At 69.1% G+C, this 22,371-nt stretch carries 15 protein-coding genes and 1 pseudogene; 4 read left to right on the top strand and 12 right to left on the bottom strand.

Features of this window, described 5'->3' with window-relative positions; all coding sequences use genetic code 11:
• Positions 1-58: 58 nt before the first annotated feature.
• From ACFV15_RS20210 to ACFV15_RS20155, 12 genes and pseudogenes are all read right to left on the bottom strand, one after another.
• Positions 59-2,587 (bottom strand): FtsX-like permease family protein, encoded by a 2,529-nt coding sequence (locus ACFV15_RS20210; RefSeq protein ID WP_378352018.1) that lies wholly within the window; start codon positions 2,585-2,587, stop codon positions 59-61.
• Positions 2,581-3,312 carry an ABC transporter ATP-binding protein gene (locus ACFV15_RS20205; protein ID WP_378352020.1) on the bottom strand — a complete coding sequence of 244 codons (732 nt, stop codon included), beginning with the start codon at positions 3,310-3,312 and terminating at the stop codon, positions 2,581-2,583. Before ACFV15_RS20205 ends, ACFV15_RS20210 begins: the two co-directional genes overlap by 7 nt.
• Positions 3,313-3,434: 122 nt before the next feature.
• Entirely contained in the window at positions 3,435-4,793 is a 1,359-nt protein-coding gene (locus ACFV15_RS20200) for a hypothetical protein (RefSeq protein WP_378352017.1), read from the bottom strand.
• A 157-nt stretch (positions 4,794-4,950) separates the two neighbouring features.
• Entirely contained in the window at positions 4,951-8,268 is a 3,318-nt protein-coding gene (locus tag ACFV15_RS20195) for a serine hydrolase (protein ID WP_378352016.1), read from the bottom strand.
• A 39-nt stretch (positions 8,269-8,307) separates the two neighbouring features.
• Positions 8,308-9,006 (bottom strand): annotated as a pseudogene (locus tag ACFV15_RS20190) (ABC transporter ATP-binding protein); the annotation flags it as partial.
• Entirely contained in the window at positions 9,003-10,886 is a 1,884-nt protein-coding gene (locus tag ACFV15_RS20185; protein ID WP_378352015.1) for a dipeptide/oligopeptide/nickel ABC transporter permease/ATP-binding protein, read from the bottom strand. The gene ACFV15_RS20185 and the pseudogene ACFV15_RS20190, both read right to left, overlap by 4 nt.
• A gap of 1 nt (position 10,887) precedes the next feature.
• Complete coding sequence (locus ACFV15_RS20180) at positions 10,888-11,865, bottom strand: ABC transporter permease (RefSeq protein WP_378352014.1); 978 nt, start codon at positions 11,863-11,865, stop codon at positions 10,888-10,890.
• The gene (locus tag ACFV15_RS20175) at positions 11,862-13,439 is read right to left on the bottom strand and encodes an ABC transporter substrate-binding protein (RefSeq protein WP_378352013.1); all 1,578 of its coding nucleotides are present in this window, start codon (positions 13,437-13,439) and stop codon (positions 11,862-11,864) included. The genes ACFV15_RS20180 and ACFV15_RS20175 overlap by 4 nt, the downstream gene beginning before the upstream one ends.
• Complete coding sequence (locus ACFV15_RS20170) at positions 13,436-14,326, bottom strand: serine hydrolase (protein WP_378352012.1); 891 nt, start codon at positions 14,324-14,326, stop codon at positions 13,436-13,438. Before ACFV15_RS20170 ends, ACFV15_RS20175 begins: the two co-directional genes overlap by 4 nt.
• The gene (locus tag ACFV15_RS20165) at positions 14,323-15,708 is read right to left on the bottom strand and encodes a serine hydrolase domain-containing protein (RefSeq protein ID WP_378352011.1); all 1,386 of its coding nucleotides are present in this window, start codon (positions 15,706-15,708) and stop codon (positions 14,323-14,325) included. Before ACFV15_RS20165 ends, ACFV15_RS20170 begins: the two co-directional genes overlap by 4 nt.
• A 5-nt stretch (positions 15,709-15,713) precedes the next feature.
• Positions 15,714-16,601, bottom strand: a complete 888-nt coding sequence (locus ACFV15_RS20160) for a serine hydrolase (protein WP_378352010.1) — start codon at positions 16,599-16,601, stop codon at positions 15,714-15,716.
• A gap of 19 nt (positions 16,602-16,620) precedes the next feature.
• Entirely contained in the window at positions 16,621-17,895 is a 1,275-nt protein-coding gene (locus tag ACFV15_RS20155) for an MFS transporter (protein ID WP_378352009.1), read from the bottom strand.
• 512 nt (positions 17,896-18,407) lie between these two features.
• On the opposite strand from ACFV15_RS20155, the gene ACFV15_RS20150 reads away from it, so the two are divergent.
• From ACFV15_RS20150 to ACFV15_RS20135, 4 genes are all read left to right on the top strand, one after another.
• Entirely contained in the window at positions 18,408-19,670 is a 1,263-nt protein-coding gene (locus tag ACFV15_RS20150; protein ID WP_378352008.1) for a DUF222 domain-containing protein, read from the top strand.
• Between the two features lie 483 nt (positions 19,671-20,153).
• Positions 20,154-20,612: a MarR family winged helix-turn-helix transcriptional regulator gene (locus ACFV15_RS20145; RefSeq protein ID WP_378352007.1), complete on the top strand. Its 459-nt coding sequence runs from the start codon at positions 20,154-20,156 to the stop codon at positions 20,610-20,612.
• A 26-nt stretch (positions 20,613-20,638) separates the two neighbouring features.
• On the top strand, positions 20,639-22,039 hold the full coding sequence (locus tag ACFV15_RS20140) for an MFS transporter (protein ID WP_378352006.1): 1,401 nt from the start codon (positions 20,639-20,641) through the stop codon (positions 22,037-22,039).
• Between the two features lie 33 nt (positions 22,040-22,072).
• Positions 22,073-22,369, top strand: coding sequence for a DUF1330 domain-containing protein (locus tag ACFV15_RS20135; protein WP_378352005.1), 297 nt, complete (start codon positions 22,073-22,075; stop codon positions 22,367-22,369).
• Positions 22,370-22,371: the final 2 nt, after the last annotated feature.

Genomic DNA, 22,371 nt, shown 5'->3' with positions numbered 1-22,371 from the left:
CGTGAGTGGTATGGCCGGTTCTAACCGGCCGTACCACTCACGACCCCCGAGCCGCGGGTTACTCCTTGATGCCGATCGCCTCGACGGGCTTGAGCCGGAGGGCGAGGCGGGCCGGGATTTCTGTGGCCACCAAGCCGAGGATCGCGACGATGCCGATCAGGCCGAAGTAGAGCGCCGGCGGGACGTAGGGCATCGGGGAGCCGCTCAGCGCGATGCTGATCGGGACCAGCGTCGCGGCCGCGACCGCGGAGCCCAGCACGATCGACGACACCACCACCAGCGCGCTCTCCCAGCGGGTCGTGCGCAGTACCTGCCTGCGGGTGGCGCCGACCAGGCGGAGCAGCGCGAACTCCCGGCGGCGGGCGCCGGTGGCCATGACCAAGGTGTTCACCACGGCGATGCCGGTGTAGAGCATGATGATCCCGACCACCAGCAGGTTGATCCACATGTTGGCGCGCAAGGCACCCGTCCGCGCCGCCTCGACCGAAGCCCCGTCGGCGACCGAGAGATCCGGGAACTGGGCCCGCAAAGCCGCCAGCGCCGACGGATCGGCCTTGATCAGCACCTGGTCGTCACGCTGGCTGTTGGTGTGCCCGGCCACGAGCGCCCGGTCCACGACGATCTTGCCCAGCCCCTGCTCCCGATCGAAGATGCTCACCACCCGCAGCTCCACCAGCGTGCTGTCGCCGAGGCGCAGCTTGACCGAGCCGCCGAGTGAGACATCCAGGCTCGACGCGGTCGCCGCGGAGACCGCGATGTCGTTGCCGCGGACCTTGGTCAGGTCGCCCTGGGACGGGCGCAGGTCGAGGGTCTTGCCGACGTCACCGGGGCTGACCACCATCGTGTCGATCGGGTCGTTCATGGCTTCGCTGCCCGGCGGGAGCTCTTCCTTCAGCTGGGTCTGGCGCAGTGAGGTGACCGACGAGACTCCGGGGACCGCGGCGATCTCGCCGGTGACCGAGGCCGGGATGCCTTGGGGCGCGGTCAGAACGTAGTCCGCCGTGATGCTCGTCTTGCCGCTCTCCTCGGCCGCCCGGACCTGCGTGGTCTGGACGAACATGGCCACGCAGCCGAAGCCGATCGCCAGCACCAGCGGCACGATCGAGCCTGCCAGCCTGCCCACGTTGGTGGTGCTGTTCGCGCTGGCCAGGTAGCCGCCGACCCGGTAGCGGCGCATCAGGGGCGCCGCGACGAAGGCGATCACCTTGGCCACGACAGGACCGAGCACGGCGATCGCGATGATCAACAGGATCGCCACACCGCTCGCGGCACCCGCCGCCGCGACACCGCTCAGGAACGCCGACACGATCAGCAGCGCGACACTGCCCGCGGCCAGCACCAGCCCGGTGAAGAGCCTGCCCTTGCCGATCAGGGTGCGCTGGACCGCGGCGTCACCGAGTGCCTCAGTCGGACGGGTCTTGGCCGCGCGGCGGGCCGCGCTCAGTCCTGCCAGTACCGCGGCGGCGACGAGAGCCACGACCACCGCCACGGCGGGGAGTGGACCGTTGACCAGTTCGACTTCCTTCGGCACCATGCCGAAGGACTTGAACATCTCCAGAAGCCAGGTGCCGACAGGGAAGCCGGGCAGGCAGCCGATCGCCGTGGCGAGCAGGCCGAGCACGAACGCCTCACCGCAGACCATTTTGCGGAGCTGGCCGGGTGTGGTGCCGATCGCACGCAGCAGCGCCATCTCGCGCTGGCGTTGCTGGACGGACAGCGCCAGCGTGCTGGAGACCACGAACACCGCGATCATCAGCGCGATACCGCCGAACGAACCCGCGAGCGCCAGCAGCAAAGCGAGTGCGTTGCCGTCGCCGATGAACTCGCCCGCGCCGCGGTCGGAGCCGGTGCGGACCTCGAAACCCTTTTCCGGCAACGCTTTTTCGATGGACTCCTGGAGTGCGTCCACCGAGGTGCCCGGCGTGGCGAGTACACCGAACGCGTCCACGCGGCCGCCGGTCGCGGCCAGTTCGGTGGCGCGGTCCGGGGTGAAGAAGACAGCCGACTGCTTCGCGAAGCCGGCAGCAGGCTCGGCGACGCCGGACACCTGATATCGCACCGGGGCGTCGTTGACCTGGACATCGACGCTGTCGCCGACCTTCAGGCCCGCGCGCTGGTCGACCACGATCTCGTTGGGGCGCTGCGGAGCCTGGCCCGACTTCAGCTCGAACGGGGTCAGCTGCGCGCTGTCCCAGCCGTGCCCCAGCAGCGGCGCGCCCGGTGTCTGCTTGCCCAGGGTGACCGGGAACGACACATCCGGGACGACCGAGCGCACGCCGGGCACGGCCGCGATCTTCGCGACGAGAGCCGGGTCGAGGCGGATCCGTTCCTTCAGCTGGTCGCTCGGACTGTCGGGCGTTTCAGGTTCGAACCGTTCCTTCTTAGGCTTTTCGGTACGGAAGGACTGGTCGGCGGTGACGACCACGTCGGTGCCGCGATAACGCTCGGTCGGCACGCCACCCGCGATACCGGTCTGCAGCAGCAAGCCGCACGCGGTGATCAGGGTGGACGCGACCAGCAAGGTAAGGAAGGCCGCGGCGAACGCGCCCTTGCGCGCTCGCAGTGTCTTCATCGCGAGGCTCAGCATCGGACGGCCCCCTGCTCGGCCAGGTGGGTCATCCGGTCGGCGACGGCGGACGCGGTCGGGCGGTCGAGATGGCCGACGAGCCTGCCGTCGGCAAGGAAGACCACGCGGTCGGCGAACGACGCGGCGATCGGGTCGTGCGTGACCATGATCACCGTCTGCTGGTGCTGGTCGACGACGCGGCGCAGCAGCGCCAGCACCTCGCCGCCGGTCGTCGTGTCCAGCGCGCCGGTCGGCTCGTCGCCGAACACCACGTCGGGCCTGGTCACCAGCGCGCGGGCGATCGCGACGCGCTGCTGCTGGCCGCCGGAGAGCTCGCCCGGCCGGTGGTGCAGCCGGTCGGTGAGACCGACCTCGGCCACGACCTGCTTGAACCAGCCCTGGTCCGCTTTGGTGCCCGCGAGCCGCGCGGGCAGCAGGATGTTGTCGCGCACGGTCAGCGAGCTGATCAGGTTGAACGCCTGGAAGACGAACCCGATGCGCTGGCGGCGCAGCTCGGTGAGCTTGCGCTCGTTCATCTTGGCGAGATCGGCGTCACCCAGGTGCACGGACCCGGAGTCGGGCCGGTCGAGCCCGGCGGCACAGTGCAGGAAGGTGCTCTTGCCGGATCCGGACGGGCCCATCACGGCGGTGAAGGTGCCCGGCGGGAAGAGGTACGACACGTCGCGAAGCGCGTGGACCGCGTTGGCGCCCTTCCCGTACGTCTTGCTGACACCTGCGATGCGAATCACGCGAATCTCTCCTGTGGTCGTCCCGAATCCTCTGTGCCAAAGGCTAGAAAGGATCCGGGACGCGCACAGTGCACGAGCCACGCGGCTCGATGGTGGTGCTAGCCCCACCAGCAGAGGCGTCAGACCGCGCGGATCTCCCAATGGTGAGGCGCCAGGTAGGGCTGGGTCAGCTTGCAGAGCGCGTCCCACACGGTGACCGCGTGGAACGGAAGCACCGTCATCCCGTCGCTCATCATGCTCGAAGTGTGCGACGGGAAGTTCGGCGCCGCGAGGCCGGCCAGCTGGCAGAGCTTGAGGTACTCGGCCTTCACCATCGCCTTGGCGCGATCGTCCGGCTTGGCGCCCGGCGAGTCCTCCGGGTTCTCGTACTCGTCGGGCAGCCCCAGCATATGGCCGAATTCGTGCACGGAGACGTTGTACTGGAGATCGTTGAGATCACTCTGCTCCAGCTCCTCGTCGATCCGGATGGTCAGCGTGACCGCCTCGGGGATCGGCGAGCCCAGCGCGATCGTGTTCCCGTCGGGAAGTTTCTGCAGGAACTCCACCACGCGCCTGGCCTGCGCGTCCCAGTCCTCCCGTTTCTCCACGATTTTGTCGCCCGGCGGCGAAATGATGATGGGCACGGCACGGGTTCCCGGCACTCGACGGCCCGCGATCTTGGAGAAATCGGTGAGCTTGTCGGCGAGGGTGGACGTGATCTCGCCGTCGAATCCCAGGAAAAGGGCGCTCACGGTAGCCGAGATGGTGGTGTCCTGATTGTCCCGCCGCACCCGCAAGGGCAGTGTGAAGTAGTTCCACATGGACGCCATGGCGGTTTGCAGCCGTTTTCGCTCATGGGTGGTGATGATCTGCGCCGCGAGGACGTGGGCGAAGTCGTCCAGATGGAAATCCAGGAGATCCAGTTGATCCTTGGCTTGCGGATTGCCGCTGGTCACCTGCTTGAGCGAAAGGAAGCCGCGGCACTCACGAAGGTAGATCGGACGACCCTTCTGGACCTTCGCCGGGTCCTCCTTCGGGCGGGACAACGCCAGCGTGAAGTGACTTTGGCCTGGTGGAACGACTTCCACCTGGAAGCGGCAGGTGACCGGTGGCAGGTCGGTCCAGCCGGGCCGCCTGCACCGGAAGGTCCATCGGTCGTTCCAGTACGCGGGCACGCGGTTCTTGAACTTCGCCGCCAGCGCCTGCTGCTCGGCCTGCGGGACATCGCCGGCGCCGAGGTCGATCTTGACGATGACGTCCATGACGCCCGTGTGCTGGTCATAGCGGCAGTCGAATCTTCCCCGCCCCAGCGAGGAAACGAAGTTCTGCCGCGCGAAAACCGAACCATTGAACCGCGGACGGTCAAAACAGCCGGTCGCGGCTTGATCGGAAACAGGAATCGGAACCAGGTCCCCGCCGTGCGCGCACACCGGTTTCGCGGCCGATGGCAGCTGGTCAAAGGTTCCGGTGCACACCGTGCACGAGTAACGATTCGTCATAAGGCCTCCTCCGCCGGAGACACGGTACGGCGAATCGATGATCGTCCGGAGTGCTCGCGACGGCCGATCCCCGAACGGACCAACTCGCGTACCCGCTCGGCCTAGGGGCCCGGGTTTGTGAGCGCCACCGGGCGTCGGCGCTCACAAACCCTTGCGGTCAAGCGACTTTCGGCGTCGCCCTGACACCCATGTGCAGGTACTGCTCACCGGTCGGGAGCTCGTAGAACACGACGGCCATCCACGCACGCTTACCCGGCTCACGGGTCGCGTACAGGCCGTCGGAGACCGGCACCAGGTCGCTCACCATCACAGGTTCCGGCATGAGGTTGGCCAGTGGGCCGGTGCTCGTGTACCGCATCCGCACCCGGTCGTCCTCGGCGAAGATCTCGATGTGGGCCGATGCCCGTTCGTAGACACCGAGATGCCGCGATGAGTCCACTGTGGATGGCTGGGCCGGCGGCTCCAGCGGAACCGGCATCTCGAGGTCGGCCAGTTCGGTGAAGATCTCCCCGTACAGCTCACGGTAGAGGTCGGCGGCGCCGTCGACGTTGGTGAGCAGGGTGACTGCCAGGCCTTGCGAGGGCAGGATCCGCAGGAACGCCGACTGCCCGATGGTGTTGCCGTCGTGGCCGTAGAGCAGCTCGCCGTCCCAGTCGAATCGGATCCAGCCGAGCCCCCACGAGTCACCGATACTGTGCTTGTCAGGCAGATCGACCTGCTTCTCGATCATCTGCTCGACCAAGTTCTCGCTCAGCACCTGGGTTCCGTCGGGCGCCTTGCCGCCATCCACATGCAGGCGCGCGAACGCCAGCACGTCCTCGACCGACGCGGTGATCAGACCGGCGGGGCCCGCCGAACGGGGCAATCCCCACGCGGGCCCCGGGCGGACTTCCCCGTCCACCTTGACGTGGCCCATGGCCGCCCGGAACATCAGTGCCTCTTCCGGCAGCGTGGTCGCGCTCTTCAGGCCGAGCGGGGTGAAGATCCGCTCGCGCAGCGCCTCGTCCCAGGTCTTGCCGGTGAGCTTCTCGATCACCCTGCCCATCAGCACGAAACCCGAGTTGCAGTAGGAGAAGGTCGCGCCGAGCGGGTGCATCTGCGCGGCGTCGCCGAGCACCTCGACGAACTTCTCCAGGCAGTCGTCACCGCGGCCGGTGTCGGTGAACACGTCGCCGTCGATGCCGCTGGTGTGTGTGAGCAGGTGCCGCAGCGTGACCTGCTTGGTCACGTCGGGGTCGGCCAGCCGCAGCTCGGGCAGCACGTCGACGATCGGCGCGTCCAGCTCGATCAGGCCCTCGTCGACGAGCTGCATGGCGACGGTCGACGTCCAGACCTTGCTGATCGACCCGATCTGGAACACCGAATCCGGGGTCGCCTCGACACCGGTGGCCGTGTTCAGCAGGCCGGTGCTCAAGCAGATCGGCTCGCCGTCACGCTGGATGCCCAGTGCCGCACCGGGAACGCCGTGCTTGCGGGCCAGCGCGGTCAGCCGCCGCTGCCAGTGCGCGGCGTCGATCGGGCGGCGCACGGGAGTACCCGGCGCGACCGCGTGCCGCTGGACCCATTCGGCGATCCGGCGGTTGAAGTCGATCCGGTGCGACGGGCGACCGTCCAAAATGAACAGATGCGAGCCGCCGGGGTAACGCACCAGCTCGGTCGGCACGTCCAGCTCACGCAGCGCGGTGAACCACTGCTCGGCCTGTCCGACCGGGCACCGGTGGTCCTCTTCGCCCTGCACGATCAGCGTCGGCGTGCGGACCTGTTCGACGCCTTCGATCGGCGACGACTTCCGGTAGCGCTCGCGGTCCTCCCACGGATTCGCGCCGATTTCGGCGACGCCGAGGAAATGCCCGCAGTCGGCGGTGCCCGCCAGGCTGACCAGGTCGCTGACCACCCCGCCCGCGACCGCGGCGGCGAACCGGTTGTCGCGGCTCGTGAGGTAGCAGGTCATGTAGCCGCCGTAGCTGTACCCGGACACGGCCAGGCGCCGCGGGTCCGCGAGGCCTTCGGCGACGAGGTCGTCCAGTGGTTCGAGGAAGTCCTTCGCGTCGGCCGTGCCCCACTCCCCGACCGCACCGGTGAAGAACGCCTCGCCGTAGCCGTCGCTGGCTCGTGGGTTGAGCAGCAGCACCGACCAGCCGCGCGCCACCAGCTCCTGGTGATAGAGGTGGATCGCGTCGGCGACGCCGCTCCAGGCGTTGTGCGGCCCGCCGTGGATGTCCAGCAGCAGCGGCTGCGGGCCCTCGGCCGCGGGGTCGCGTATCAGCCAGCCGTGCACGGTCGTGCCGTCGGAGATGGCGAATTCCCGTTCCCGCGGAACGAAAAGCTCGACGTCCTCCGGGGCGGAACCGTGCGAGGTGAGCAGGGTGATGGTGCGGTCGGTCAGGTCTACGGCGACGATCTCACCGTAGGACTCCGGCGTGGCGAGCACGGTGACCGCGGTGGTGCCCGCACTGTCCAAACCGGACACTGAAGTCGTCGCGTCACCCAGTATCCGGCGCGGCGCGGCGTCGGTCGACTGATAGAGGTGGGTGTGCCCGCGGTCGCGCACGCAGAACAGCACCGAGCCGTCTTCGAGTGCGAGGGGCAGCGCGCCGGGATAGCCGGGGCCGCCCGGCATCAGGCTGCGGTCGAGTGCCGCGGCGACGTTGACGGGCTCGCCGCCGTCGAGCGGCACGCGCAGGAGTTCGATGTGCCCGGTCCGGGTGTCACGAGCACCGACGACCAGCAGCGCGGAGCCGTCGGCGGTCCAGCGCACCGCGCCGGACTGGCCGGTGCCCGACCCGATCAGGCGGGGGTCGCCGGACCCGTCGGCGGGCACGACGTACGCGGCGGAGCGGAAAGTCAGGTCGGCGTCGTCGTCCATCGAAGCCGGGAACGCGAGCCGCTTCCCGTCCGGTGACCAGGCGGGATCGCCCGCGTGCCAGTCCCCCTCGGTGACCTGCCGGACCTCGCCGGACGCGACCTCGACGACATGAAGGTGCGTGCGAATGGTCCGCACCAGCCCGGCGCCGTCGGCCTTGAACCCGAGCCGGTCGGCGACCACCGGCGCGGCCGCGCGCCGCTCGCGGGCGGCGTCGTCCTCGCCTTCACCCGCGGCGATGTCGACCGGAGCGGTGAAGGCGAGCGCGGAACCGTCCGGGCTCCACACCGGCGTGCCCGCGCCGAGCGGGAGTTTGGTCAGCTGTTCCGGCTCGCCACCCGCCACGGGCAGCAGCCACACATCCCGCTCGCGCAGGAACGCGATCTTCGTGCCGTCCGGGGAAAACGAGGGCGCCCGGTCCGCCTTGCCGCGAGTCAGCCGAACGGCGTCGCCGCCGTCGGTTCCGACCTGCCAGAGCGTGCGGACGTCGGCGTCCGCCTCGCGGTCGGCGGTGCGGAGCACGTACACGACACGGCTGCCGTCCGGCGCGATCGCGGGCTGCTCCGGGAAGGCGAGTGCGTAGAGGTCATCGGTGTTCAGGCGCCGGGTCATGCGGCTGCCTCCTTAAGCGACGGTCGGGATGTGGTTGTCCAGCAGTTCGCGCGTGTACTCGTGCTGTGGATCGGTCAGCACCTGCTCGGCGGGGCCCGCCTCGACGATGCGGCCCTGGTACATCACCGCGACGAAGTCGCTGACATACCGGACGACCGCGAGATTGTGCGAAATGAAGAGCATCGAAAGGCCCAGTCGCCGTTGCAGCTCGCGGACCAGGTTGAGCACCGCGCCCTGCACCGAGACGTCGAGCGCGGAGGTGATCTCGTCGGCGATCAACGCCTTGGGGTTGCCGGCGAGCGCACGCGCGAGCGCGATCCGCTGCCGCTGCCCGCCGGAGAACCGGGCCGGGAGCTGCCCTGCCCGGTCGGGGTCGAGCCCGACGAGGTCGAGGAGCCTGGCCACCTCGGCCGGTTTCCCCGGCGCCCGGCGCGGCATCGCTTCGGCGATGGCGTCACCGATACGCATCCGGGGATTCAGCGAGGAATACGGATCCTGGAACACCATCCGCACCGGCTGCGGCCGGGGCAGCGCCCGCACGTCGACGCCGTCGAGCAGCACCCGCCCCGAGCTCGGCGCGACGAGCCCGACGGCCGTCCTGGACAGCGTCGACTTGCCCGACCCGGATTCGCCGACCAGTCCGACGACCTGACCGGACGGGACGGTCAGGCTGACCTCGTCGACCACGGCCAGCTCGCCGTAGCGCACGCTGACCGCCTCGAACTCGAGCGCGCTCATACCGGACCTCCCGCTATCGCCGACGCGTGGAGCGGCACGTCCTCATCATGCGGATGCCAGCAGGCGACGCGGTGCGCGTCCCCGGTCAGCACCGGATCTTCGGTGTGGCAACGGATTCCGGCTTTTGGGCACCGATCGGCGAACGCGCAGCCCGCGGGCATCCGGTCCGGCTCCGGCGGACGCCCTGGAATCACCATCAGCGGGGCGTCGCGGTTTGTCGCCAAGTCGACAACGGTGGCCAGCAGTGCCCGCGTGTACGGGTGCCGCGCGTTGCCGGGCAGCCCGGCGGTCGGCAGTTCCTCGACGATCCTCCCGGCGTACATCACCAGCACCCGGTCACAGGTCTGGGAGACCACCGCGATGTCATGGCTGATCAACAGGATCGCCGCTCCTTCTTCCCGGCGCGTGCGAGCCAGCAGCCGCAGCACCTCACGTTGGACGGTGACGTCGAGCGCGGTGGTCGGCTCGTCGGCCACGATCAGTTTCGGTTTGCCCATCAGGCCCATGGCGATCATCGCCCGCTGGCGCATGCCGCCGGAGAACTCGTGCGGGAACTGCCTGGACCGCCGCGTGGCGTCCGGTATCCGCACGGCGGCCAGCCGGCCGACCGCCCGCTTGAGCGCGTCCTTGCGCGAAAGCCCTTGGTGCTGCCGGGAAACCTCGGCCAGCTGCCAGCCGATCCGCCTGGTCGGGTTGAACGAGGACATCGGGTCCTGGAACACCATCGCCAGCGAGGTACCGAGCACTCTGTCCGAAGTGGACTCCAGCGGCGTCCCGTCGAACTCGAGCCGATCGGCGGTCACCTTGGCAGGCGCTTCGAGCAGTCTGGACACCGCGAGCGTGGTCAGGCTCTTGCCGGAGCCCGACTCACCGACCACGCCCACCGCTTCCCCTGCCTGAACGGCGAAACTCACGCCCCGCACCGGGGCCGTCCAGCCGCCCTGCCCCGGGAAAGCCACTCGCAGGTTCTCGACGACGAGCACCGGGTTCTCCCCCGCCACCACCGCGGGAGCGGGAGCATGCGGCTCCGGTGGCTTGCCCGCCTTGCGCTTCGAGGCAGGCGTGCGCAGCCCGACCAGCGCGGCGACGGTCTCGCCGGCGAGGTTGAACGCCAGCCCGGCGAGCACCACCGCGGCGCCGGGCGCGAGCGCGGCGGCCGGGTTCACGTAGACGCCGTCGAGACCTTCACGCAGCAGCCTGCCCCAGTCGTAGTCCGGCGCCTGCACGCCGATGCCGAGAAACGACAGCCCGGAGAACGCGAGCAACGCCGAACCGGCGCCCATGGTCGCGTTCACCACCAGCGGCTCGGCGATGTTCGGCAGCACGTGCCTGGTCAGCAGCCGCAGCCTGCCCACGTCGGAAACCCTTGCCGCGGCGACGAAATCGCGGCCCGCGACGCTGGCGGAGAGGGTCTGCACGAGCCTGGCGAACGAGGGAGCCATGGCGAAGGCGATCGCCAGTACCGCGCCGTCCGTGCCGACGCCGATGATCGCCGCGAGGAACAGCGCCAGCAGCAGACCGGGGAACGCGACCGCGATGTTGACCGCCGAGACCAGCAGCCGTGCCGCCCGTCGCGGCAGCACGGTCGGCACCGTGCCGAGCACGACGCCGACCAGCAGTCCGATCACGGTGGCGAGCAAGGCGAGTTCGGCCGAAAGCCGGGTCGCCACCAAGGTGCGATAGAGAATGTCGCGGCCGAGCGCGTCGGTGCCGAACGGGTGCGCCCCGGACGGTGCCTGTGCGATCGCGTCGGTGTCGACGACCGACGCGGCGTCACCCCAGATCATCGGCGCGAACACCGCCAGCGCCACCATCGCCACCAGCAGTGCCGCCGCGCACGCGCCGACGGGGGTCCGCGCCGCGTCCCGGAGCCGGTTCATCTCAAGCCTCCCGAATCGTCGAGCGCGGGTCGAGCAGCGCGAGCAGCACGTCGACCAGCAGGTTCACCAGCAGCACGCCGGCGCCGTAGACCAGCACGATCCCCTGCACCAGCGGGTAGTCCTTGCCGACGATCGAAGCGACGATCGTCGAACCGAGCCCCGGCCAGGCGAAGACGTTCTCCACCAGCACCGTCCCGGCGACCATGCCGGTCAGCATGAGGCCGCCCAGCGTCAACGAGGCGGTCAGCGCGTTCGGCAGCGCGTGGTGCGCGTACACCTTCCACGCGGGCAGCCGCTTGGCACGCGCCGTGCGGACGAAATCGTTGTCCAGCACGGAAAGCACCTCGACCCGGACGATCCGCGAAAGCACGGCGGCCGGTGCGATCGCCAGTGCCAGCACCGGCAGCACGAACGACGCGGCGTCCGCGCTGCCCGCCACCGGGAACCAGCCGAGACCGACCGCGAGCACCGCGACCAGCCCGACCGCCAGCAGGAACTCCGGGATCGCCGCCAGCACGACGGTCGTCGACGTGAAAGCCAGCTCGCCACCGCGACGGCGACCACCACGGGTCAGTACCGCGAACAGCACGCCGAGGGGCACCGCCACCACCACGACCAGCGCGAACGCCAGCACCGCCAGCCGCAGTGTCGACGGCAGCCGGTCGCCGATCACCTCGGCCACCGGCTGCCCGCTGGCCATCGAGGTGCCGAACTCGCCGGTGAACAGCCCGCGCAGGTAATGCAGGTACTGCAGCCACAACGGATCGTCGAGGCCGAGCGCCTCCCGCCGGGACCGGATCAGCTCGGCGGGCGCGCCCATGCCGAGCGACGCGCGGACCGGGTCACCCGGCACCAGGTGGATCATCGCGAACGCGGCGGTGGCCAGCACCCACAGTGACACGGCGAACCGGCCGAGGCGCCTGGCGGCGAAGCCCGGCCACGGGCTGACCCGTGTGCCGGGCCGTACCGCCGTGGTCATGAGGCGTACATCCGGATCGACGACGGGGTGATGCTGGCGAAGCTGACCACGAACTTCGCGCCGCTGCCGAAGTACGGGACGACGGAGTCGGCGTACGGCACCACGTCGACCTTCTTGATCAGTGCGGTCTCGGCGGCCAGCCAGGTCGGGCAGCCTGCCTCGCCGGGCACCGCGGCCGCCTCGGTCACCATCCGCTCGTACTCGGCGTTCTTGACGTGTGCGAAGTTCGTGCCGTCCGGCGCGGACGGGCCGGACATGAACGGCACCGCCTGGCTCGGCAGGGTGAGCCCGATCGGGCCGAGCGACACCTCCCATTCGCCGGTGCCGAACAGCAGCGTCGAAATCCCTGGGCTGTCGACGCCTTTGAGCGTCACGTCGGCGCCGATCGCCTTCCACGCCTGCTGGATCAGTTCCGCGGTCGACGCCATGGTCGGGCCGAGCTGCGTGCCGTAGATGACCGTCATGGCCAGCTTCTTGCCGCCCTTGACCCGGATGCCGTCCGGCCCGGCCTTCCAGCCCGCGGCGTCCAATGTGGACTTCGCGGCCGTCTGGTCGAACGCGGGGAGGTTGCCCTTCACGGTGTCTCCCGCGCACACGACCGGTTCGGCGGAGACCAGGCCCTGCGCCGGTTTCCCGCTGCCCGCGGCGAGCACCTTGGCGAGCTGCGGGAGGTCGAGTGCCTGGGTCAGCGCCCGGCGGACGGCTTCGTCGCTGCCCGGCTTGCCCTCGGCCTGGTTGTAGAAGATCTCGCCGAGCGCCGTGGTGTAGTCGCTGTGGAAGAGCTTGCGCGCTTCCAGCCGCTGGCGGTCAGGGCCCGGAATGGCCGCGGCGTTGAGCTCACCGGAGAGCAGCAGGTTGGCCGAGGTCGTGTGGTTCGAGATCACCCGGAGATTCACCTTGTCCGGCAGGCCCGGTTCGGCCTTCCACTGGCCGGGTCCCCAGGTGTACTCCTTGCGGCGCGTCAGTGTGTAGTGGTCGTTCGGCACGATCTCGGACATGGCGAACATGCCCGAGCCGCTCTCGCCCTTCGCGAGCAGCTTGCGGTCCTTGAGTCCCTTGTCGCACACGATCGCCAGGCTGCCGACGTTGCGGAGCAGGAAGGCGTCCTTCGCACCGCTGGTGACGACGACCGTGCGGCTCGCCTCGTCGGCCGTCGCCTTGGTTCCCGGCGCGATCATCACGCCGAGCAGCGGCGACTTGTTCGCCGGGTCGCCGACGAAGGCGATGTTCGCGGCGACGGTGGCCGCGGTCAGCGGCGAGCCGTCGGAGCAGGTGATGCCGGGCCGCAGGGTGAACGACGCGGTGGTGGTCGTCGCGTCCCACTTCTCGGCGAGGCTCGGGATCGGCTTGCCGCCGGTGTCGAGGTCGATCAGGGTGTCGTAGAGGAAGCGGACGACCTGGTTGGTCACCGAGAGCACGGTCATATGCGGGTCGAGGTTGCCGGGATCGGAGCCGATGCCGAAGCTGAACGTCTTGCCGTCCACCGGTTTCTGGTTCGCCGGGTCACCGGATCCGGTGCCGCAGGCGCTGGTGAGCGCCACCGCGGCGACCACCGCGGTACAGAGACGGATCATCGGGTCGCTCCGATCAGGTGGTCGACGGCGAGCCTGGCGGCCTTGCCGATGGAGGCGTCGACCGCGGGCAGGCGGAAGTCGAGTGACTCGGCGCGGGTGAACACGGCGACCGCGAACCGCCGTCCGTCCGGAAAGGACACCACGCCGGCTTCGTTGCGGACAGAGGGCAAGGTGCCGGTCTTCGCGGCGACCCCGACCTCGTCGCCGAAACCGGAGGAGAGCCGGTGCGGCCAGACCTGCTTGGCCATGATCGAGCGGACCCGTTCGCACGCCGCGGGTTCGGCCGCCTCGTCGGTCCAGATGGCTTCGAGCAGGCGGGCGGTTTCCCTTGGCGTGGAAGAGGTCGTGCGCTCGGGGTCGAGCACGGCGAGTTTCCAGATCTGCTCGGGCGTGGCCGCCGCGAGCACCGCCATCTCGTCGTCGCCTTCGGCGGCGCCGAGGTCGTCCAGCATCGACTTGCCCAGGTCCTCGCAGCAGCCCAGGATCCGGGTGCGGCCCAGCCCGAGGTCGGCGAGCACCTTGTCGACGGCCTCCTGCCCGACGCGGTGGAACACCACATCGGTGGCCGCGTTGTCGCTGATGGTCAGCATGAGCAGCGCCAGGTCACGCCAGCTCATCTCGACGTCGTCGGCGCAGCCGGCGGTGCCGATGCCGCCGATGCGGTACCGCGCGCCGACCTTGGTGCGCGCGGTCTCGTCGAGGCGTCCGGCGACGACCTCCCTGGCGTAGGCGACCCCGACCGGGATCTTGAGCACGGACGCCAGCACCACCTGGTCGTCCCCGCCGACGGAGACCTCGGTCTCGCCGCCGATTTCCTTGGCGTACAAGAAACCTCGCGCGCCGGCGTCCGCGAAGACCTGCTCGATCTCCGCTTCGACGGCGCTCATGCGGTCACCCGCAGAACGCCGCGGCCGGCGTGCAGGAGCAGCGCGCGGCCTTCGCCGTCGTCACCGATGAAGGAGTGCGGGAGGTAGATGCCCTGTATCGGCTCCAGCGGGATCAGCGTGTTCTCGCCGAACGCGACCAGCTCGATCTTGCTGGGTACGAGGAGGTCCGCGAAGATGCCCTTGGGCAACTTCTCCATCCAGACTCTGCCGTCCTCGTCCTGGCTGATCACGGTGCGGTCGACGGACGAGGCGTACTCGCCGACGAAGCGGGTGGCGTCGACGCGCGAGGCCGCGGCGTCGGGCACCGGCAACGCAGGCACATCGACACCGGCCAGGCCGGACAGTGCCTTGGCAAGGATCTCCTGGGCGACCGCCATCACGGCGCCACCGTTGGTCAGCACGACGACCGCGACGTCCTTGCCGGGAACGGTCCGCAGGAACGCACTCTGGCCGATCGTGCCGCCGTCATGACCAGGCACCGGGCCGCCCGGCCAGTCGTAGAGCGTCCAGCCAAGTCCCCAGGTATCGCCGAGCAGGCCGGTCAACGGCACCTGGACCTGGGTTTCCCGCATCGCGCGGGCGCTCTCCGCGCTCAGCACGCGGGTGCCGTTGGGGGCTTCACCGTCACGCAGGTGCGCCGCGGCGAAGGTGATCAGGTCACGCGGGCGCATGGCGAGCATCGAACCGGCGGGCGCGTTCGACGGCGCGAGCACCGAGGCGGGCGCCAGCTCGGGTTCGGCGTCCGGTTCGGCCTGGATGTGACCGTGCGCGGCGCGGAAGCGGACCGCCTCGTACGGGCTGGGCGCCACGTGGGTGAGGCCGAGCGGGGTGACGAGGTATTCGGTGAGGCAGTCGGCGAACGGCTTGCCCCGCAGGACCTCGATCAGCCTGCCGAGCACGCAGAAGCCGGCGTTGTTGTAGGAGAACAACTCGCCGGGCGCGAACAGCTGCGGCACGTCGGCGAAGGTGTCGACCAGCTTCTGGATGGCGTCGTCGCCGCGGCCGGTGTCGGTGAAGATGTCGCCCTCGAAGCCCGCGGTGTGGCTGAGCAGCTGGCGGGTGGTGACGCGGGCGGCGGCTTCCTCGTCCTTGAGCTTGAAGTCCGGCAGGTAGGCGCGGACGGGGACGTCGAGGTCCAGCTCGCCCTCGTCGACGAGCTGCATGGCGAGCGTGGTCGTCCACACCTTGGTGATGGAGCCGATCTGGAACACCGAGTCGGTGGTCGTCTCGACGCCGGTGTTCCGATTCAGCACACCTGCGGCGGCCTCCACGATCTCACCGCCCGCGTACACCGCGACGGCCGCGCCGGGCACCTTGTTCTCGGCGAGCAGCGCGGGCAGCCTGCTTTCCAGCCAGGTACCGATTTCCTGCAGTTTCGACACTGGTCTTACTCCTGTCCTGAGTGGGTTCGCAGCCGGCCGACGGCCTGCGCGGCGGCATAGCCGATGAACGCGTCGCGCTCCGGCACCCTGGCGCGGGCGTCGACGGCGCGGGTGAAGACGCCGACCGCGTACCGGCCGCCGTCGGGGTACTCGACGACACCGACCTCGTTGCGGATCAGCGGAAGCGTGCCGGTCTTGCCGCTGACCTTGATGGCGTCGTCGGGGAAGCCGGAGCGCAGCCGGTGCGGCCAGACCTGCAGCCCTGTCCAGCGCCGGACGTCCGCGCATGCCTGCGGCGGCGCGGCCTCGTCACGCCAGATCAGGCTCAGCAGCCTGGTGATCTCCTCGGGAGTGGTGCCCCGGTTCTGCTTGGGGTCCAGGGCGCGGAGCTTGAGAAGCCGCTCGACGGGCAGCTTCGCCAGCAGCAGCTCGTCGTCGAGGTACGGCTCGCCCAAGTCCTCGCCGATCGTGGCGAGCAACTCGGCACAGTCGCTGGTGACGATCGTGTTCGGCAGGTCGAGCTTGTCGAGCAGCGCGGCGACCTTCGGGATGCCGATCTTGGCGAGGATCAGGTCGGTCGCGACGTTGTCGCTGATCCCGATCATGAGCACCGCCAGGTCGGCCCACGACATGGTGACCTCGTGCTGGAAGGTCGCGAGGCCGTACGGGCTCGGCGTCGGGTGCCCTGGCGGGACGGTCACCCGCTCGGCGATGTCGAGTTCGCCCGCCGCCGCCTGGCGCGCCAATTCCAGTGCCACCGGCACCTTGAACACCGACGCGGTCACCACCGGCTCGCTCTCGCCGATGCCGAACCGGCCAGGCCCGTCGATGTCCTCGGCGTGCACCCACACCTGGACGCCCACTTCCTCGGCGCGTGCCAAGATCTCGCGCATCTGAAACTCCTTCGCTGACTTACCGGAAGCTGAATTGGCCCGCGTGCTGCGGCACCCAGAACGCGACGACCGCGGTGAGCACGGTGGTGACGATGAGGAACCCGAACGCGGCAGTGAACGAGAAGTGATCGGCCAGCAGCCCCATGACCACCGGCGCGACCGCACCGGCCACCTGCCCGCCGAAGTTGATGATCCCGGCGCCCATTCCCGCCACCGCCGGCGGCAAAACCCTGAACGGAAGCCCGAAAATGGCCATGGTCGCCATGCTCGACACACCCACGGCGAGCGTCTCGTACACGGTGAACTCGACGGTCCCGCTCGCGTTGACCATGAGCGCCAGCAGCGCAGCGGTCACCAGTGACACCACCGCCAGGTACCAGCGCGCCTTGTCATGGAAGTACTTGTCGAACAGCCAGCCGCCGAGAATGGTGGTGCCGATGCCGACCAGCATGGGGATGGCGGCGTACACCCCGGTCTGGTCCAGCGGCAGGTGCCGCACCTCGACCAGGTAGCTCGGCACCCAGGTGACCAGGCCGTAGGCGAGCATGTTGCTCACGCAGAACAGCAGTGCGAACTTCCAGATCATCGGCGAGCGAAGCACCTGCTTACGCGAGATCCCTTGCGGCGCTTGGGTTTCCTTACGGTTCTCACTGAGCTTGGCTGGCAACGGCTTCGGCAGGATCAACCACACCGCGACGCCCAGCAGCACCCCGCAGGCCGCGATCCAGACGAACGTGTGCCGCCACCCGACCGCCACCAGCAACGGCCCGACGATCAGCGGGGCGACACCCGCCCCGACCCCACCGGCCGCCATCATCACGCCGGTCGTGGTCGCCCGGTTCTCCGGCGTGGTCCGTTCGGCGATCGCCTTGATCGAAGCAGCCGGAAAACATCCCTGGCACACCCCGAACAACCCGCGAATAACCAACAGCATCCCGAAAGTGCCCGCCATTCCCGAAAAAGCGGTGAAGACGGACCACATGATCAGCGTGACCAGCATCGGCCCCCGCGACCCGAACCGGTCGGCCAGATACCCGGCAGGAATCTGGCAAACCATGTAAACGAGCGCGAAAACGGTGATGAGCCAGCCCTGTTCGGTCTTCCCGACCCCGAACTCCTGCCCGATCAACGGCAGCGCCATGCTGATCGAGAACCGGTCGACATAGTCCACCGACCAGGCGAACAGCATGACGACCATGGTCAGCAGCGCGGTCCGGTTGATCCGCCGGGTGGTCCACAGCTCGGGTGTGTCCTTTGTGCTCTCGGCCGTATTCTCGGTTCGGACCGGCGACATCGGCGGCTCCTCCATCCGGATCCCCTGCGGCGCAAGGCGTGGCGTTCAGTCTGAACATCCGGTGCAGGTCAGGGTTCGTACGAGCCCACGAACCCTGGGTGCATTTTCCGGTCGCGCGTACCAAGTCAGGCCTCGCGAGTGTTCGCAGCGGCCAGGGCCGTCGTGAGGTCGTACGCGGCGTGGTCGTCGTGGGGTCGTGAGTGGTACGGCCGGTTCTAACCGGTCTAAACACTCACGACCCCTGGCCTCGCGTGGCCAGATCGTGGGCGAGTGGTCACCTTGGTTTTGGGTTGATGGGTTGGCTCCAGGGCGGTCCCGTATGAACATTTCCGCCGCCTGGGCCGGATTTCGTGGTGGGTCGCCGCGGAAATATCCATACGGACCGAGGGCACGCTGGCCACAATCCGTTGCGGGGTACCGAAATCCCCGGCCGAGGTCCCGCGAGACCAAGAAAAGCAGAAAACCTGTTATACCTAGTGGCATATGCCTCTAGGCGCAGGTAAGATGGAGTCATGGTCAGCACCGAAAGTCCTCCCGTCGCAGCACCGCCCGAGTGGTGGCGCTGCGAGAAGGACGCGCTGCTCATGAACTACGTCGCACGGGAACGGGAGAAGCGCCGTCTGGAGGCCGAGCAAGGCCAGATCCTCGCGGAGATCGAATCCCGTGGCGTGAAAGAGGTGACCGGGTATGCGGTGTTGTCGCAGGCGCTGGTCGACTGGGTGCAGATCAAACCTGCCGAGGCGAAAGCTCGTGTCGATCGTGCTCGTGCGCTGAACCCGCGTCAGGACGGTGGGACGAGGATTCCCGCGCTGGCACCGTATGCCGCGGCCGCGGCGTTGGAGGGGGATTTGGGGGCGGCGCAGCTGGATCCGATCATCGCCGGACTCGCCGCACTACCCGCCTGGATATCTCCGGAGGAACGCGAAACCGGGGAGCAGATCCTCGTCGACCTCGCCCGCACCGCCGGGCCACGCCAGATCACCCAAGCCGCCACGAACCTGCGGGACCGGCTCGACCCCGACGGACGCGAACCCAAAGACCCCGACCCCACAGCACCACGGCATGAACTCGGGTTCATCACCCACCGCGACGGCACCCACGGCGTGAAGATCAAAACCGACGCCGAAACCATCGCCCGCCTGAAAGCCACCCTGGACCCACTCGCGAAACCGCGCCCCGCCACCGAAGAAGAAGGCCGGGACACCCGATCACAATGGGAACGCCTCGGTGACGCGTTCGCCGAATTCGTCGCCATCGGCATGACCAACCCCAAAATCCCCACCCAAGCCGGAGACAGCGTCCACGTCGTCGTCACCATCGGCCTCGAAGAACTCAAGACCGGGATCGGGCGAGCCTGTCTCGACCTTGTCGGGGATATCAGCGCGACCGAGGCTCGGATCTTGGCGTGCGACTGCAAGATCATCCCCGTCACCCTCAACGCCGACGGCGCACCCCTCGACGTCGGCCGCACTCAGCGCCTGGCGACCCCTGCACAACGCCTCGCGCTCGCGATCCGCGATGGTGGCTGCGCATTCCCGGGCTGTGATGCCCCGCCGCAGCGCTGTACGGCTCACCACATTGTTTTTTGGGCACATCACGGGGAAACGCAGATCGACAACCTGGTCCTACTCTGCGGCCGACACCACCGCCTCATCCACTCCAGCGACTGGGAAGTCCGCATCGCCGCCGACGGCTATCCGGAGTTCATTCCCCCGGAGTTCATCGACCCGGCACGGGCTCCTCGCCGCCATACCCTGCACACCAGCCGAACCTGACACCGGACGTAGGCGTACCGCGGACCACGGCGCAGCGCTTGCGCAGGATTTCCGGCCACTGAACCGCGAAAACCCCACACAACGACCGGCGCACCTCACTGCTGTCATCACGCCCACGCCCGAGGCTGCCCGACCCACCACCCAGGCAACCACCACAACCCCCGTCCGGGACCCCGGCGAGCCACAACACGGTCGCGACAACGTGCCCCCGGTCCGTATGGATATTTCCGCAGCGACCCACCACGCAACCCGACCCAAGCAGCGGAAATGTTCATACGGGACCGCCCTGGAACCAACCCAAACAGACCCCAGACCCGGAGCAAGCACCACAGCCGAGAGCGACCCCGCCGCTCCAGCGAAAGAAGCTCACCGCAAGCCCTCAGGCTTCGCGAAGATCAGCGCAAGCGAGCACGCCCGTCAGTTGAGCCGAACCCTGATCGGGAGATACATAAATACTTCATATAAACCTGCTATGCTTCGGGCGTGAGTCGCCGAGACGCCGCGCACGGCGCTTCCGATGCCATCGGGTCAGCCCTCTATGGCCTGGCCACCAGGGCCGTGAGACGCCTTCCCCGCGACATGAGCCTGACGTCCGCCGCCACCTTGGCCACCCTGGACAAGACCGGCCCACGACGGATCACCGATCTGGCGGTGGCCGAGGGCGTCACCCAGCCCGCGATGACCGTCCTGGTCCGGGTGATGGAGGAAGCCGGGCTGGTCGAGCGGAAGGGCGATCCGTCCGACAAGCGGGTCACGCTGGTGTGCCTGACCGAGGCCGGCGCGTCGTACGTCCGGACGCGACGTCAGGCGGGCGTCGACGCGTACGCGCGGTTGATCGACGAACTCAGCGGTGACGAGGTCGAGGCCTTGGCAGCCGCCCTTCCGGCGCTGCTGCATCTGGCGGAGCTCGAAAGCCGCGCCCGAGAGGAGTCGGACCGGTGACCCGCGGCCAAGCTCAGGACCAGCCCATGAGCACTGCCGTGACACGTTCCGAGGCACGTCTGCTGGTCCCCGCCCTGATGTTCATCGCACTGGTCGTAGCGGCGGTCGCCAGCCTCGGGACGCCGCTCATCACCAGCGTGGCGACCACGTTCCACGTCTCACTCGACAGCGCGCAGTGGACGCTGACCATCGCACTGCTCAGCGGCGCCGTCGCCACACCCGTACTCGGCAGGCTCGGAGCCGGTCCGCACCGGCGGGCCACGATTCTCGCCACGCTGGCGATCGTCGTGGTCGGCAGCGCGCTCACTGTGCTGCCGCTGCCGTTCGCCTGGCTGCTCGTGGGCAGAGCGGCCCAAGGCGTCGGACTCGGCCTCACGGCGCTGATGATGGGCGTGGCCCGCGACCATCTTCCCGAGGAGCGCAGCGCGGCCACGATCGCCCTGATCTCAGTGGTCTCCATCATCGGAGCCGGCGTCGGCTACCCGCTGGCCGCGCTGCTCGCCGAGTTCGGCGGACTGCGTGCCGCCTACGGCCTCGGCCTGCTCGTCACCGCCATCGCTTTCGTGACCGCGTGGCGCTCCATGCCCGCAGCTCCCGAAGGCCGGTCCGCTCACGTGAACGTGGCCGGTGCGCTCGTGCTGGCGGGTGGGCTGCTCCTCGTCCTGTTCCTGGCAGGCGAGAGGAGCCTGTGGAGCCGGCACCTCGCCGTGGCGGTGACCCTTGCCGTCGCCGCCGTACTCCTGCTCTGCGTCTGGACCGTTTCCGAACTGCGAACCAAGACGCCCCTGGTCGATGTCCGGGCGGTACGGCACCCGGCGGTCGCCGGGGCGAACATCGCCATGTTCGTCGGCGGGAGCGGCATGTACCTCCTGCTCACGCTCATCACCCGCTACGCGCAGACGCCGCACAGCGCCGGCTACGGCTTCGGACTGACCACCTTCGTGGCGGGGCTGGTCCTCATCCCGTTCTCCGTGCTGGGGTTCGTCGCAGGCAAGCTGACGCCGCGGGTCCGGACGCGGATCGACGGCCCCCTGCTACTGGCAGGCAGCGCCGCCATCGTCGGCGGCGGGTTCGTCCTGTTCGCCACCGCCCGGTCCAACCTGGCCGAACTGCTCGCGGCCATGGGCGTGCTGGGCTTCGGCGTCGGCAGCTTCGCGGCCGCCATGCCCGGCGTCATCCTGGCCGTCACCCCCAAGAACGAGACGTCGAGCGCCATGAGCTTCAACTACGTCGTCCGCAGCGTCGGGTACTCACTGGGCAGCGCCATCGGCGGCCTGATCCTCGCCGCGGGCACCGGCCCCGGCCACCTCTTCCCCGACGACAGCGCCTACACCACCGCGGCGATGGTCGGCATCGGCGCCATGGCGATCACGACGCTGACAAGCCTCGCCCTCGCCCGCAGACGCCCACCCGAGACCAACCCGTAAGTCAGAAGCACTCATTCCAACACTGGAGGTTCCATGCCCAAGGGCTACTGGGTCAGCGTCTACCCCACCATCGCGGACCCCGAGAAGCTGGCTGCCTACAACGAACTGGCCGGTCTGGCCGTCAAGGCCGCGGGCGGGCGGACGTTCGCCCGCGGCGGCGGCCGGGTTGTCGCACACGAAGCCGGAATCGCCGAGCGCGTCGTCCTGGTCGAGTTCGGCAGCTTCGAGCAGGCGGTCGCCGCATACGAGAGTGCGGCCTACCGGGAGGCGCTGGCCCTACTCCCCGACGGCTTCGAGCGCGACTTCCGCATCGTCGAAGGCCTCGACTGACC

The sequence above is a fragment of the Amycolatopsis sp. NPDC059657 genome, assembly GCF_042734395.1.
Lineage (GTDB): Bacteria > Actinomycetota > Actinomycetes > Mycobacteriales > Pseudonocardiaceae > Amycolatopsis.
Note: the sequence above shows the minus strand (reverse complement) of the source record. Positions and strands in the feature narration are given on the sequence as shown.

Bases quoted from the DNA above. Each gene is read 5' to 3' on its own strand.
- ACFV15_RS20155 (WP_378352009.1), bottom strand. From the start codon at position 17,895: ATGTCGCCGGTCCGAACCGAGAATACGGCCGAGAGCACAAAGGACACA.
- ACFV15_RS20140 (WP_378352006.1), top strand. From the start codon at position 20,639: ATGAGCACTGCCGTGACACGTTCCGAGGCACGTCTGCTGGTCCCCGCC.
- ACFV15_RS20195 (WP_378352016.1), bottom strand. From the start codon at position 8,268: ATGACCCGGCGCCTGAACACCGATGACCTCTACGCACTCGCCTTCCCG.
- ACFV15_RS20185 (WP_378352015.1), bottom strand. From the start codon at position 10,886: ATGAACCGGCTCCGGGACGCGGCGCGGACCCCCGTCGGCGCGTGCGCG.
- ACFV15_RS20175 (WP_378352013.1), bottom strand. From the start codon at position 13,439: ATGATCCGTCTCTGTACCGCGGTGGTCGCCGCGGTGGCGCTCACCAGC.
- ACFV15_RS20180 (WP_378352014.1), bottom strand. From the start codon at position 11,865: ATGACCACGGCGGTACGGCCCGGCACACGGGTCAGCCCGTGGCCGGGC.
- ACFV15_RS20150 (WP_378352008.1), top strand. From the start codon at position 18,408: ATGGTCAGCACCGAAAGTCCTCCCGTCGCAGCACCGCCCGAGTGGTGG.
- ACFV15_RS20200 (WP_378352017.1), bottom strand. From the start codon at position 4,793: ATGACGAATCGTTACTCGTGCACGGTGTGCACCGGAACCTTTGACCAG.
- ACFV15_RS20160 (WP_378352010.1), bottom strand. From the start codon at position 16,601: ATGCGCGAGATCTTGGCACGCGCCGAGGAAGTGGGCGTCCAGGTGTGG.
- ACFV15_RS20135 (WP_378352005.1), top strand. From the start codon at position 22,073: ATGCCCAAGGGCTACTGGGTCAGCGTCTACCCCACCATCGCGGACCCC.
- ACFV15_RS20210 (WP_378352018.1), bottom strand. From the start codon at position 2,587: ATGCTGAGCCTCGCGATGAAGACACTGCGAGCGCGCAAGGGCGCGTTC.
- ACFV15_RS20170 (WP_378352012.1), bottom strand. From the start codon at position 14,326: ATGAGCGCCGTCGAAGCGGAGATCGAGCAGGTCTTCGCGGACGCCGGC.